Source organism: Pseudarthrobacter sp. lyk4-40-TYG-27 (genome assembly GCF_030209295.1).
Lineage (GTDB): Bacteria > Actinomycetota > Actinomycetes > Actinomycetales > Micrococcaceae > Arthrobacter.
In genome coordinates this window covers 464,243-477,315 of record NZ_JARVSH010000001.1, presented here as the reverse complement: position 1 = coordinate 477,315, position 13,073 = coordinate 464,243, and the positions used below count along the sequence as shown (strand labels likewise).

The 13,073-nt window shown below is 68.3% G+C and carries 9 protein-coding genes; 4 read left to right on the top strand and 5 right to left on the bottom strand.

Features of this window, described 5'->3' with window-relative positions:
* Nucleotides 1-3 precede the first annotated feature (3 nt).
* Complete coding sequence (locus QRM96_RS02230) at nucleotides 4-2,004, top strand: vWA domain-containing protein (protein ID WP_285318180.1); 2,001 nt, start codon at nucleotides 4-6, stop codon at nucleotides 2,002-2,004.
* 60 nt (nucleotides 2,005-2,064) lie between these two features.
* Here QRM96_RS02230 and nrfD read toward each other — a convergent pair whose 3' ends face one another.
* The 3 genes from nrfD to fdh are packed head-to-tail and all read right to left on the bottom strand — an operon-like array spanning nucleotide 2,065 to nucleotide 7,072.
* On the bottom strand, nucleotides 2,065-3,009 hold the full coding sequence (gene nrfD / locus QRM96_RS02225; protein ID WP_285318179.1) for an NrfD/PsrC family molybdoenzyme membrane anchor subunit: 945 nt from the start codon (nucleotides 3,007-3,009) through the stop codon (nucleotides 2,065-2,067).
* Nucleotides 3,006-3,833 carry a 4Fe-4S dicluster domain-containing protein gene (locus tag QRM96_RS02220; RefSeq protein WP_018761212.1) on the bottom strand — a complete coding sequence of 276 codons (828 nt, stop codon included), beginning with the start codon at nucleotides 3,831-3,833 and terminating at the stop codon, nucleotides 3,006-3,008. Before QRM96_RS02220 ends, nrfD begins: the two co-directional genes overlap by 4 nt.
* Nucleotides 3,830-7,072, bottom strand: coding sequence for a formate dehydrogenase (gene fdh, locus QRM96_RS02215; RefSeq protein WP_285318177.1), 3,243 nt, complete (start codon nucleotides 7,070-7,072; stop codon nucleotides 3,830-3,832). Before fdh ends, QRM96_RS02220 begins: the two co-directional genes overlap by 4 nt.
* Nucleotides 7,073-7,236: 164 nt before the next feature.
* On the opposite strand from fdh, the gene QRM96_RS02210 reads away from it, so the two are divergent.
* On the top strand, nucleotides 7,237-7,470 hold the full coding sequence (locus tag QRM96_RS02210; protein ID WP_109044652.1) for a hypothetical protein: 234 nt from the start codon (nucleotides 7,237-7,239) through the stop codon (nucleotides 7,468-7,470).
* Between the two features lie 118 nt (nucleotides 7,471-7,588).
* On the opposite strand, the gene QRM96_RS02205 is transcribed toward QRM96_RS02210, so the two are convergent.
* Both QRM96_RS02205 and QRM96_RS02200 read right to left on the bottom strand, forming a co-directional pair.
* A complete protein-coding gene (locus QRM96_RS02205) occupies nucleotides 7,589-8,479 on the bottom strand; it encodes a sugar phosphate isomerase/epimerase family protein (RefSeq protein WP_285318175.1) in 891 nt (296 codons plus the stop codon).
* 129 nt (nucleotides 8,480-8,608) lie between these two features.
* Complete coding sequence (locus QRM96_RS02200; protein WP_285318174.1) at nucleotides 8,609-9,901, bottom strand: BNR-4 repeat-containing protein; 1,293 nt, start codon at nucleotides 9,899-9,901, stop codon at nucleotides 8,609-8,611.
* Nucleotides 9,902-10,166: 265 nt separating this feature from the next.
* Between QRM96_RS02200 and ribA the strand changes: the two genes are divergently transcribed.
* Both ribA and QRM96_RS02190 read left to right on the top strand, forming a co-directional pair.
* Nucleotides 10,167-12,023, top strand: a complete 1,857-nt coding sequence (gene ribA / locus QRM96_RS02195; protein WP_285318172.1) for a GTP cyclohydrolase II RibA — start codon at nucleotides 10,167-10,169, stop codon at nucleotides 12,021-12,023.
* A gap of 60 nt (nucleotides 12,024-12,083) precedes the next feature.
* The gene (locus tag QRM96_RS02190) at nucleotides 12,084-13,022 is read left to right on the top strand and encodes a 5'-3' exonuclease (protein ID WP_285318171.1); all 939 of its coding nucleotides are present in this window, start codon (nucleotides 12,084-12,086) and stop codon (nucleotides 13,020-13,022) included.
* The last annotated feature ends 51 nt before the right edge of the window (nucleotides 13,023-13,073 follow it).

The following is a 13,073-nucleotide window of genomic DNA, read 5'->3' as shown; positions in this document are numbered from 1 at the left end:
AGCATGGCCATCCACAAAAGGTCCGCCAGGTACGGCCGGTACACCGGCGGCCCGGACCCCCTGGCTCCGCCGGTGGACCTGGCGGAAGTGCTCGACGCCGTCGCCGAGGACGTGATGGCAGGCTATTCGCCGCGGCATGCCCTGCAAGAGTTCCTGCGGCGAGGTGTACGGAACCGCGAAGGCCTGGACGACCTTGCCCGCCGCGTGCAGGAGCGGCGGCGGGACCTGCTCAGCAGGCACCGGCTGGACGGCACGCTGGAGGAAGTCAGGAAGCTCCTGGATACTGCCGTGCTGGAGGAACGCAAGCAGTTGGCCCGGGACGCCATGATGGACAACACCGAACGCGACTTCCGCGAGATGCAGCTCCAGAACCTGCCGGCCTCCACCGCCGCAGCGGTCAACGAGCTCGCCTCCTACGACTGGCAGTCCGGAACCGCCAAGGAAGCGTACGACCGGATCAAGGACCTGCTGGGTCGGGAGGTCCTGGAACAGCGGTTTGCCGGAATGAAAGAGGCGCTGGAGAGCGCCACCGATGAGGACCGCGAGGCCGTCAATGCCATGCTCCGGGACCTCAACGGGCTGCTGGCGAAGCACCGCCGCGGCGAAGACACCGAGGCCGATTTCCAGGAGTTCATGGCCAAGCACGGCCAGTTCTTCCCGGAAGACCCGCAATCAGTGGAAGAGCTCGTGGATGCCCTGGCGCAACGTGCCGCCGCCGCCCAGCGGCTCCTGCAGTCCATGTCCGCCGAACAGCGCGCGGAATTGATGCAGTTGTCCGCCCAGGCATTCGGCTCGCCGGAACTGATGGCCCAGCTCAGCGAGCTCGACGCCTCCTTGCAGGCACTGCGCCCAGGGGAGGACTGGAGCGGCTCGGAACGGTTCGAGGGGCAGGAAGGACTCGGCCTGGGCGACGGAACCGGCGTCCTGCAGGACATCGCGGAACTTGATGAGCTCTCCGAACAGCTGTCCCAGTCCTACAACGGATCCCGGCTCGATGACCTTGACCTCGACGCGCTGGCCCGTCAACTTGGTGAGGGTGCGGCCGTCAGCGCCCGCACTCTTGCCGAAATCGAGCGGGCCATGCAGGAGGGCGGCTACCTGCGCCGCGGCGCCGACGGCGACCTCCGGCTCTCGCCGCAGGCCATGCGCCGGCTCGGCAAGTCGCTGCTGCGCGACACCGCCAAACAGCTGTCCGGGCGGCAGGGGAACAGGGATACCCGGACGGCAGGGGCCGCCGGTGAACAGTCCGGCTCCAGCCGCCAGTGGGAGTTCGGCGACGCCGAGCCGTGGGACGTGACGCGCACCTTGACCAACGCCATCCGCCGCACCATGGCCGACGGCGGCGATCCGGCGCGCGGACTCCGCCTCGCCGTCGGGGACATCGAGGTAACCGAAACCGAGGCCCGGACCCAGGCCGCCGTCGCGTTGCTGGTGGACGTCTCCTTTTCCATGGCCGCGGAGGGGCGGTGGGTCCCGATGAAGCGCACGGCGCTGGCCCTGCACCACTTGGTGTCCACCCGGTTCCGCGGTGACCGGCTGCAGCTGGTGACCTTCGGCCGTTACGCCCAGTCCATGGACATTGCGGAACTGACGGCCCTGCCGGCCCTGCGGGAACAGGGCACCAACCTCCACCACGGGCTGCTGCTGGCCGGCCGCTTCTTCCGCCGGCACCCCTCCATGCAGCCTGTTCTCCTGGTGGTGACGGACGGGGAACCGACCGCCCACCTGTTGCCGGACGGAGACTCCTGGTTCAACTGGCCGCCGGACGCGGAAACCATCCGGGCCACCGTTGCCGAGCTGGACCGGTTGGGAAGGGCTGGGACGCAGACCACGTTTTTCCGGCTTGGGAACGATCCCGGGCTGGAGCGCTTCATCCAGCGCCTGGCACGCCGGGTGGACGGCCGCGTGGTGGCCCCTGACGTCGGCGACCTGGGCGCAGCCGTGGTGGGGGAATACCTCCGGGCGCACGTCCGCAGCGCCTACGCCGACGGCGACTGGTTCTGACCGGGCCGGGCGCTCCGCAGCGTCCCGGCCCGGGCTGCGGCTTCCGTTCAGGCGGCCGGCTCAGGCTGCCGCGTCGATGCCGGCGGCTTCCCTCCTGGCGGCTTCGGCAGCGTTGAGGCGCTCCCGCTGGGGGACCACCACATACTTGGGGTCGCGCGTCGACGCTTTTCCGGCCTCGAAGACACCGAACCGCAGCAGGGCCGACCCCGCAGCCACGGCGAGGCCACCCACGACGCTGACGGTGCGCGACCGGTGACCGCCGAGGGCCAGCCCCACGGCGCCGCCGATGCTGAAGGCCTTGGACAGGCGCATCAACGTACCGCCCCGGCCCTCCCGCAGTGTCTCCGTGCTCAGGTGGCCGCTGCGTTCCATCCGCAGGCTCGCCACCGTTTCCAGCAGCGCACCCGCCACTGCCATGCGCCGCGCAGGACCGGCCTCCGGGACGGGCGCCAGGGCGGCTGCGATGCCGCCGCCGGCAGCGGCGGCCGAACCGGCAAACACGAACGGCAGGATTTCGTGGGCGTCATGCCAGGTGGGAACCGCGGTGTCGGCCAGCAGCACCGCCGTGTACGTGGCCACCGCGGAACCGCTGACAGCTGCGCCGAGGCCGCAGGCCCGCCCGGCCGCCGGGAACAGTCCCGTGATGTTGGCGGCCGCACTCGCGCCGGCGAGCGGGCCGTACACGGAAAGGATCCACGAACCCATGCTCATGGGCGAGGTGGGTTTGGCCACCCGCAGCATGTTGAGGAACCGTTCCGGCCGGCCCAGGTCATGCACCAGCGCCGCTGCGGACACCGAGATCGCGGTCAGCGCCGTGAGCTTGGCCCGGCGTTCCAATGCGGGCCGCCCCGAGTACTGCGCGCCGGCCGCCAGCATGGAGGAGGCCGCAGCCACGCCGCCGGCAAAAATGTACCCCGCGATGTCCGCCGCCTCCCAGGTGGGTTCCTTGAGAATGGGCCGGCCATAGTATGAGGTGAATTCCTCACGCTCCCGGCGGCGGCTCACTTCCTGGCTCCCCAGAAGACGACGGCGGCCCCCGCCAGGAGCCCGGCAGCAGCACCCGCGGCCCGCCGCCACATGGCAGGCAGGTCCCTGGTGGTCACTACCGGGTCCGGCGGCAGCCCGTAGGTTTCGGGTTCATCCAGCAGCAGGAAGAAGGCCCCGTCACCGCCCACCCCGCCGTCGGGATCCCTGCCGTAGAGCCTGGCCTCGTCCACGCCCCGCTCGTGGAGCTCCGCGACCCGGGCGTCGGCCCGTTCCCGGAGCTCATCAAGCTCACCGTACTGGATGGACTGGGTGGGGCATGCCTTGGCGCAGGCCGGCTCTTCGCCGACACCCAGGCGGTCGTAGCACATGGTGCACTTGAAGGCGCGGCCGTCGTCGGGCCGCTGGTCGATCACGCCGTACGGACACGCCGAAACGCAGTACCCGCAGCCATTGCAGATGTCCTGCTGGACCACCACCGTGCCATGCTCGGTACGGAACAACGCCCCGGTGGGGCACACATCCAGGCAGGCGGCGTTGGTGCAATGCTTGCAGACATCCGAGGACATCAGCCACTTGATGCCCTCGGTTCCGCCAGCCGCCGGAGCCGGAACCTTCTTCTCGATGAAGGCCACGTGCCGCCAGGTGTCCGCGCTGAGCCGGGAAGTGTTGTCAAAGGACTCACCGGTGAGTTGTAACGGCCTCTCCGCAGGCAGCGAGTTCCACTCCTTGCAGGCCACCTCACAAGCCTTGCAGCCGATACAGAGGCTGGTGTCCGTGAAGAAGCCCTTGCGTGCTTCACCGGGTGCTCCGATGGCGGGCATTCCCAACTGCGTGACGCTCATGCCTTGATTCCTTCCTGGCCGGTGTGCTCATCAATGCCTGCCCGCTGACGGTATTCCGCCACCAGGGATGGCAAGGCCGGCCCTTGCGGCCTCCGCCCGGGACGGATGTCCACTGTCAATGCCTTGACCTCCTGGATGTGGACGTTCGGGTCCATGGCGATGGAGGAGAGCTCGTTCATCGCATCGCCGCGGCTGAGTCCGTTGGGGCCCCAGTGGTAGGGCATCCCGATCTGGTGCACGGTGCGGCCCTGCACGGTGAGCGGTTTCATCCGGCCGGTCACCAGGACCCTGGCCTCGATGGCTCCGCGGGCCGAGACCAGGGTGGCCCAGCCGTTGTTGGTGAGCCCCCGCTCGGCCGCCAGTTCCGGTGACACTTCGCAGAACGACTCCGGCTGCAGCTCGGCAAGGTAGGGCAGCCAACGGGTCATGGCCCCGGCGGTGAAGTGCTCCGTGAGCCGGTAGGTGGTCAGCACGAACGGGTACACCTCCGCCCCCGGTTCGCGGCCACTGGGTTGGTACCGGTTGCCGTCATGTTTGAGGAGCTTCCGGACCGGGTTCCGGTTCTGCCCGTAGAGGGCATTGTCGAAGGGGGATTCCTGCGGCTCATAGTGTGTGGGGAGCGGCCCGTCGGTCAGGCCGGCGGGGGTGAAGAGCCAGCCTTTTCCGTCGGACTGCATGATGAACGGGTCGATGCCGGAGAGGGCGTCGGTGCCCGTGGCGTCCTCGGCGGGACGGTAGGACGGTGGTTTGGCGGGCTCGCAGTCGGGGACGTCGTCGCCGGTCCATGTCCCGGCGTCCGCGTCCCACCAGATGAGCTTTTTCCGCTCGCTCCACGGCCGTCCCTCCGGATCGGCGGAGGCCCGGTTGTACAGTTCCCTCCGGTTGGCCGGCCATGCCCAGCCCCACTCGCGGCTGGAAATATCCTGCTCGGTGTGGGGTTTCCGCCGGGCCGCCTGGTTGACGCCGTCGGCGCGGCAGCCGCAGTAGATCCAGCAGCCGCATGAGGTGGAGCCGTCGTCCTTGAGCTGGGTGTAGGCGGAGAGCGGGTTGCCGTCGGGGCCGCGGCCGTTGATCTCGGCGAAAACGGCGTCCGCGTCCGGTTCATCCTGGGTGCCGACGGTGGGGTAGTCCCACGTCAGGTCCAGGATGGGACGGTCGACGTCGTCGCGCGAGTCCGCGAGCAGCTTCCGGATGCGGTTGCCAAGGTGCCAGATGAACCAGAGGTCGCTGCGGCGCTCGGCGCCAGGCTCCACGGCCTGCTCGCGCCACTGGACAAGGCGGTTGGTGTTGGTGAAGCTGCCGGCCTTTTCCGTGTGGGCTGCGGCCGGAAAGAAGAAGACTTCCGTGCCGATGTCCTCCGTGCGCATCTGGCCGGTGGCGATTTCCGGGCCGTCCTTCCACCAGGTGGCGCTTTCGATCAGGGAGAAATCGCGGACCACGAGCCAGTCGAGGTTGGCCATCCCGGCACGTTGCAGGTGGGTGTTGGCGGATCCGACGGCGGGGTTTTCGCCCATGAGGAAGTAGCCCTTGCAGATTCCTTCCAGCTGCGCCATGACGGTGTCGTAGGTGCTGTGGCTGCCGGTGATCCGGGGAAGGTAGTCGAAGCAGTAGTCGTTGCTTGCCGTGGCGGCGTCCCCCCACCAGGCCTTGAGCAGGCTCACGGTGTAGGCGGACATGTTGGCCCAGAAGCCCTGCTTGGCGGAGTCCGCCTCCACGTAGCCGGCCAAGTCCAGGTGCTGCTTGGCGTGCGGCATGGGCAGGTAGCCGGGCAGCAGGTCGAAGAGGGTGGGGATGTCGCTGGAGCCCTGGATGCTGGCATGCCCGCGGAGGGCCATTATCCCGCCACCGGGCCGGCCGATGTTGCCCAGCAGGAGCTGCAAAACCGATGCGGCCCGGATGTACTGCGTCCCTGTGGTGTGCTGCGTCCAGCCCACGGCGTAGGCGAAGGCCGTGGTCCGGTCCCGGCCCGAGTTGCTGGTGAGCGCCTCGGCCACCTCCTCGAACAAGGCCTGCGGTACCCCGCACACCTCTTCCACCATCTCCGGGGTGTACCGCGAGTAGTGCCGGCGCAGGACCTGGAACACGCAGCGCGGATCCTGCAAGGTCTCGTCGCGGTGCCACTTCCCGGCCACGCCGGGCCCGCCGGAACCATGGGACTGGGCGTGCGAGGATTCACCCAGCCTGCTGCCTTCCTGCTCGTCCGCGTCCCGTTCACCGGAGGACGCAGCCGCGAAGCCTCCCTCGTACTGCCAGCTTTCGGTTTCATAGGAGGAATCGTCCGGGTTGAATCCGGAGAAGAGGCCGTCGAGGTCTTCGGTATCGCGAAAATCCTTGCCGAGGATGGTAGCGGCGTTGGTGTAGTTGACGACGTAGTCGTGGAAGTACGCATCGTGGCCAATGACCCAGTTGACCAGGCCGCCCAGGAAGGCGATGTCCGTCCCGGCGCGGATTGGAACAAACGTATCGGCCATGGCGCTGGTGCGGGAGAACCGGGGATCCACGTGGATGATTTTTGCCCCTCGTTCCTTCGCTTCCATGACCCATTGGAATCCGACGGGGTGTGCTTCGGCGAAGTTTGATCCCTGGATCAGGATGCAGTCGGCGCGTTGGAGGTCCTGGAGATAGGTGGTGGAGCCGCCCCGGCCGAAGCTCGTGCCAAGGCCGGCCACCGTGGAGCTGTGGCAGACCCGCGCCTGGTTCTCCACCTGGACGATCCCCAGGGAGGTGAACAGCTTCTTGATCAGGTAGTTTTCTTCGTTGTCCAGGGTGGCGCCGCCCAAGCTGGCGATTCCCATGCTGCGGCGGGTGCGGAGGCCCCCGGATTCCCATTCCCAGGTCTTCCGGCGGGTGTCCACCACGCGTTGGGCCACCATGTCCATGGCTGTTTCAAGGTCGAGCCGCTCCCAGTCAGTACCGTGGGGCCGGCGGTAGAGAACGTACTTTTCGCGGGACTCACCGGTGGTCAGCTGCAGCGAGGCCGAGCCTTTGGGGCACAACCGTCCCCGGCTGATCGGGGAGTCCGGGTCGCCCTCGATCTGGATGACCGTCCCGTCTTTGACGTAGACCCGCTGGGCGCATCCCACAGCGCAGTAGGGGCACACCGAAGGGACCACGTGGTCTGCGGTGGCGATCCGGGGCGTGAGGTTTTCGGTGGCGGATGATTTCACGGCATGATGCCTGCCCGTGGGATCGTTCTCGAGCAGTTGGCGCAGCACTGGCCATTGCAGCGGATTCACCATGGGGCACCCCTTTGGTCGTCGAATCGACATGCCTGTGGCACGGGTCACATGCACGTGGGGAAAATGCTAACAGGGGCTTAGCATTTCTGCACCGGCTTGTGGAAGCGAAATCGCGCCCGCAGATGAGCGTAGGCACGGGCCAGCGTCGGTGCGATACTGCGTTCATGAAGATATCCGCCTGGTGGCCGCTGGTAGGCGACGAAACACGCACGTGGCTCATTGAGCACAACGGCGAGCCCTTGGCGCCCCTTGTCATCACGGACATCATGGCCGTCACCGGCGGCTCGACCGATCCTGAATGGTGGGCTGGAGAATCAGCTGACGGTCCCCAGCTTACTGATGGGGCCGTGGATTGGATCGAAGCTGTCGCCAACGGCGAAGAGCCCACGACAGGCTGAATCCAGAGGTGGGCAGCCGCCGCGCGGTGAAGGCGTTGGCGGTGCTGTTGTCCCCGGAAGTTCCAAGGGTGAGTTCAGGTCACGGCTCCATCATGATGTCTCCAGGGAAGGGCTGGGGCTAAAAAGGTGCGGCGGTGTCGGCTCCTGGCCGCGCAGGCCAGTGGCGCCGGAACCACCGCACCGCGGAACCGAGTGCCTCGTCCAGTGGCGGTGCGTCGGGGTGCCACGCCTTCTCCCACTCCAGGCAGACGGGACCGGCGTAGCCGGCGTCCCGGAGCAGCCCGGCAAAGGCATCGACCGGGAGGGTGCCTGTGCCGACGAGGGCCGGGGTCCGGCTGGCGGGCAACCGGGCGTCCTTGACCTGGACGCTGCCCGCTCCGCCGGTGAGCCAGGGCTGCAGGGCCCGCCACGTTTCGCCGAGGGTCTCACCCACCCGCCACGGATGCATGAGGTCCCAGACGGCGCCTGCGGGCCCATCCACCATGTCCAGGATGGCGGCGATGTCGCTGCCGCGGGGGTGCGAATCGTGCGTTTCAAGCGCCGGGTACGTTCCCAGGTCCCGGGCCAAGCGCGCGACGGCGGTCAGCCGGCCGGCTGCCAGGGCGTTGGCTTCCTGCCTGGCTTGGATGGTTTCGGGAACACTGTCGTATCCGCAGGGGCGGGCAGGGGCTCCCGGGAATACCCTGACGGCCGGTGCGCCGAGATCATGGGCGAGGATCAATGCCGCTTCGAGTGCTCCCACCACCAGCACATCGTCAGCCGGTTCAGCGATCCTGATGTAGCTGGCCACTCCGGTGACCGCCAGGCCTGCCCCCTCGATCCGGGACCGGAGTTCGGAGCGTTCGCGCCGGGTCATGGCCGGGGCGGCGATTTCGCCGCGGCCAAGCCGCAGCTCCACTCCCCGTGCACCGTGCGCCACCAACCAGGACAGGACCGTGTCCAGGCTTTCGCCGGGCGCCCCCAGTGTTGACACCGTCAGTGTTGGTTCGAGCTCCGCTGGGTGGTGCATTCGTCGTCCTGGCCGTTCGCCGTCGCTAATAACGTTTCAACACTGGCGCACGGGGTGCGGCGGGGTCAACGGCCGGCGCCGGTTCGATCACACTCGGTCACCGGGCCCGGATGGTCCGGGCGCCCGGCATCAATGCAGGACCACCACGTCTGTCGCATAGACCTGGGACGAGGTCATGCTGCCGCGGAACCAGCAGACAGCGTGGGTGGAGGGATCCCCGGGCGGCACCATAGGCCGGAGATTGTCCACTGCGGAGCCTTCTGTGATCGCTTCCCAGCCAAAGGTGGCGCCGCCGTCCCGCGTCCTGCCCCGGTAGATCTCGTGGTGGCCGGTGGCCTGCCCGGTCCGCGGGTCGATGGGAGTGGAGATGTACACCTGGTTGAGGTCATGCGGGTCCACCGCGCCCAGGCCCGTATAGTCCTGCTCGTGCGGCAGCAGGGCCGGGCCGGCGGCCGCCAGCGGATGCAGGTTCCACTGCCTCCCGTCGAACCGGGCGTACAGCAGCCGGTGATCATCGACGTCGAGCGGCTGCTCCCGCCGCAGCGGGCCGTTGACGTCGTTGGCGCGGCAGCTGATGATGGCGGCCAGGTCCTGCCCCTGGCGGCGCAGGTCCACGGTCCAGCCGTGGGTAAGGATGTCACCGTCAATGTCCGTTCCCGCCGCGAACACTGTGGTCAGTGCAGCCTGGTTGATCCCCGGCGAGCCGATCAGCGGCTTGCTGACCACCTGGCCCCGGGCGTCGTGCAGTGCGTCGTCGCGGATGTAGCCGTGGTAGATGCTGTTGTTGAAGTCCCGCGGGTGGTGGTCGGTGGTGATGAGGTCAATGCGGTCCGTCCCGTTTCCGCAGTAGCGGGTGTAGCCGTTGACGTAGCCGATCTTGGGGCGGGTGAAGAGTTTTCCGCCGAACCGCCATGTGGTGCCGTCATCTTCTGACACCAGAAGGCTGGGGTCGTCGTTGATGGCACGGACAAAGTTGTACACCCGGGACTCGGCAGCGAGCCGGTGCAGGTTCGAGTAGGTCGCGCCGCGGCCGCCGGCCAGCTCCGTCCAGTCCAAGTGTTCCTCCGGGCCCCATTCGGAGGCGTCATGTGGCCGGGTGGAGATCCGCCAGCGGGAGTAGTTGTCGGTCTTGTGTTTGGCGTACATCGCCAGGTAGCGGCCATCGGGCCTGATCAGGAGCGCCGGGGCGTTGTGGTCGTCCGGCTCCAGCCTTGTGTGGACAACGTGGACCTGGCTGTCACCGGTAGCAAGGTCAAGGACGGCAACCTCGATGTTTCCGCCCCGGCTGTCGCCCCCTGCGCCCCCGGAGGCTGCCACGGAGCCCACCAGCAGCGTGTTGTTGGCCGGGTCCACCAGGGCGCGCTCGTCCTGGAACCAGCACCATGCGCCGTTGTCATTGATGGTGGTCTGCATGCCGGGCATCAGAATCCTGCTCTCGTTGTGGGGTGGGTTCCACCCGTGGGTGCGCCGCCTGGCGTCGGCCACGGAGCCGTCATGGGCTGTGTGGTTGGACCATATGGAAGTATCGGCGGGCCCGGGTGCGGTGGTCAAGGGTGTGGCCAAAACCGGTCGGATTCGAACGTTCAGGCAGCCCCGACTTGTCCGGACACAATGCTTGAAGCTTGAACTAATGCGGGATACCCTTACTTTAATCTTCAACCATTTATGATGATCGCCGAGGCCCGCAATGACAGCAATTGCCCATTCCGCACCGCATTCGTCCGCCCTGCCCGCGGCCACCGTCCGCAGCCAGGTCAGCGTCCCGCTCCGGTTCGTCGACGGCTACGCCACCACCGCCGTCGTCATGACGTTCCATGGCTTGGTGGACGGCCGCGAACACCTGCTGCTGGCCCTGGGCAACTGGGAGCAGGCCCTCCTCGGCGGCGCAACGGCGCCCCTGGTCCGGCTGCACAGCGAATGCATGACAGGGGACGTCTTTGGCAGCGAGCGCTGCGACTGCGGACCGCAGCTCCGGGAAGCCGTGGAACGCATTGCTGCCGCCGGAGGCTTCCTGCTCTACCTCCGCCAAGAAGGCCGCGGCATTGGCCTTTACCCCAAACTCGACGCGTACGCCCTGCAGGACCAGGGCCTTGACACCTATGACGCCAACCTTGCCCTCGGCCATAGCGAGGATGAACGCGACTATACGGCGGCAGCCCAGATGCTCAATGCCCTGGGCGCCACGTCGGTGAGGCTGTTGAGCAACAATCCCGACAAAGCTTCGCAGCTGGCCGCACTCGGCATCGCCACCGCCGAAAAGATCCCCACCGGTGTCCACCTCTCCGAGGCCAACTCCCGCTACCTCGCCGCCAAGCGGGACCGGACCGGACATACGCTGGAGCTCGGCCAGGCCGCCGTCGTCCGCGCCGCCCCGGAAGGCTCGGGCCGCGCCCCCGGTCACGCGGACATGCTGGGCCGCGTGGAAGCCCTGATCCCCGCCCTGCGCGCCAGGGCGGAGGAGGCCGAGCAGCTGCGCCGGCTCCCGGAGGGGACGATGCGGGACCTGGGGGCCGCCGGCATCTTCCGTCTCCTGGCGCCCGCGGGTGTCGGCGGGTATGGCCTGGGCGCACAGACGTACGGGGAAGCCATCAGGGGCCTCGCACGGGGTTGCGCCTCCACGGCCTGGACCGCCGGGCACCTGGCGGAGCACGCCTGGATGCTGGCACGCTGGCCCCGGAAGGTGCAGGACGACGTTTTTTCCGGCGGCGTGATGCCGCTCGCCGCCGCAACCAGTGCCCCGGTTGGTTCGGCGCGGAAGGTACCGGGCGGATATGCGGTTTCGGGCCACTGGAGCTTCGCTTCGGGCATCATGCACTCGCAATGGGCCCTGTTGGCTGTGCAGCATGATGGTATCCGGTTGCAGGCGCTGGTTCCGCTCACCGACCTGGAACTGGTGGACGCGTGGCATACGGACGGGCTCAGGGGAACCGGCAGCAACGACCTCCGCGCGGACTCGCTCTTCGTTCCGGCGGACCGGGTCATGGACTGGGCCGTGCTCAGCGGCCCCGACAATCCCGGCGCAGAGCTCCACTCCGAACCACTGATCTCTGCGCCGATGTCAACCTTGCTCAACCTGGTGGCCCCGGCGGCGGCACTTGGCTCCGCAGAGTATGCCCTGGAGCTGTTCCGGGACCAGCTGCTGCGCCGGAAGGAAAAGAACGGCACCATCACCCGGCAGGCAGACTACGTCCCGGCGCAAACCCGCTACGCCAAGGCGTCCGGGCTGGTGGCCACCGCCCAACTGCACTGGCAGGCGGCACTGTCCCTGCTGCCGGGGGACGGGCCGGCGCCCAGTGGGCCTGCCGCACGGGAGTGGGCCTCGTTCCGGCTGTCGCTGGCCCTAAGCGCGGAGGCCGCCCAGGAGGCGGTCCGGCTCGCCGTCGCCGGATCGGGCGCCGGTGCCCACCGCCTGTCCCATCCGCTGCAGCGGATCCAGCGCGACGTCGGCGTGCTCCTGAGCCACCCCACGCTGGGCCTCGACCCCATCCTGGAGCAGGCGGGCCGCGGCCTGCTGGGCATGGAATTCACCATGCCGTCCTTCTAGGCAGCGCGGCGTCGGTTGCCCGGTGCAGCCGCAGGCGGGAAATCCGTGTCAGGATCAGGTATGCCCCAGCGCCTGATGCTGCTTGACACTGCTTCCCTGTACTTCCGTGCCTTCTACGGCCTTCCGGACAGCATCCGGCGGCCGGACGGTACGCCGGTAAACGCTGTCCGCGGCCTGCTGGACATGATCGCGCGGCTCACCACCGACTACCAGGCCACCCATCTGGTGGCGTGCTGGGACAACGACTGGCGGCCCCAGTGGCGGGTTGACCTGATCCCCACGTACAAGGCACACCGCGTGGCGAAGGCGGTACCGGGCGGGACCGACATCGAGGTGGTCCCCGAGGGCCTCGAGGCCCAACTGCCCATGATCCGCCGGACCCTTGAGCTCGCCGGCATTGCCATCGTGGGGGCCGCAGACCATGAGGCCGACGACGTCGTGGGCACCTATGCCAGCCACGCCGCCTTCCCGGTGGACGTGGTCACAGGAGATCGGGACTTGTTCCAGGTTTGCGACGACGAACGCGGCGTCCGGGTGATCTACACCGCGCGCGGCATGAAGAACCTCGAGGTGGTCACGGAGGAAACCGTGGTGGCCAAATACAAGGTCCTGCCGCAGCAGTATGCCGATTACGCCACCCTGCGCGGGGACGCCTCGGACGGACTGCCGGGCGTTGCCGGGATCGGTGAGAAGACGGCGTCGTCACTGCTCCTGAAGTACGGCACCCTGGAACGATTGCTGGCAGCAGCCGATGAGCCCGGCGGCGGGGTATCCGGCCCGGTCCGGGCCAGGCTGGACGCCGCCGCCGAATACCTGGAAGCCGCCCCCGCCGTCGTGCGCCTGGTCCGCAACCTGGAGCTGCCCACCCTGGACGAGGCGGGGGCCCGGCTCCGGCCCGTGACCGGCAGTCGGCGCGCCGGGCTTGAGCAGGCGGCCGGGGACTGGAACCTCGGAGGCTCGGTCCGCCGGCTGCTCGCCGCACTGGACCAGCGGGCCTGACCGACCCTGGCTGGCCAACAGTATCGGCGGGACAGGCGGCGTTCGTCCCGT

Excerpts from the sequence above, each read along its gene's own strand:
- QRM96_RS02230 (WP_285318180.1), top strand. The coding sequence starts at position 4 with ATGGCCATCCACAAAAGGTCCGCCAGGTACGGCCGGTACACCGGCGGC.
- QRM96_RS02220 (WP_018761212.1), bottom strand. The coding sequence starts at position 3,833 with ATGAGCGTCACGCAGTTGGGAATGCCCGCCATCGGAGCACCCGGTGAA.
- fdh (WP_285318177.1), bottom strand. The coding sequence starts at position 7,072 with ATGGTGAATCCGCTGCAATGGCCAGTGCTGCGCCAACTGCTCGAGAAC.
- QRM96_RS02210 (WP_109044652.1), top strand. The coding sequence starts at position 7,237 with ATGAAGATATCCGCCTGGTGGCCGCTGGTAGGCGACGAAACACGCACG.
- QRM96_RS02205 (WP_285318175.1), bottom strand. The coding sequence starts at position 8,479 with ATGCACCACCCAGCGGAGCTCGAACCAACACTGACGGTGTCAACACTG.
- QRM96_RS02200 (WP_285318174.1), bottom strand. The coding sequence starts at position 9,901 with ATGCCCGGCATGCAGACCACCATCAATGACAACGGCGCATGGTGCTGG.
- ribA (WP_285318172.1), top strand. The coding sequence starts at position 10,167 with ATGACAGCAATTGCCCATTCCGCACCGCATTCGTCCGCCCTGCCCGCG.
- QRM96_RS02190 (WP_285318171.1), top strand. The coding sequence starts at position 12,084 with ATGCCCCAGCGCCTGATGCTGCTTGACACTGCTTCCCTGTACTTCCGT.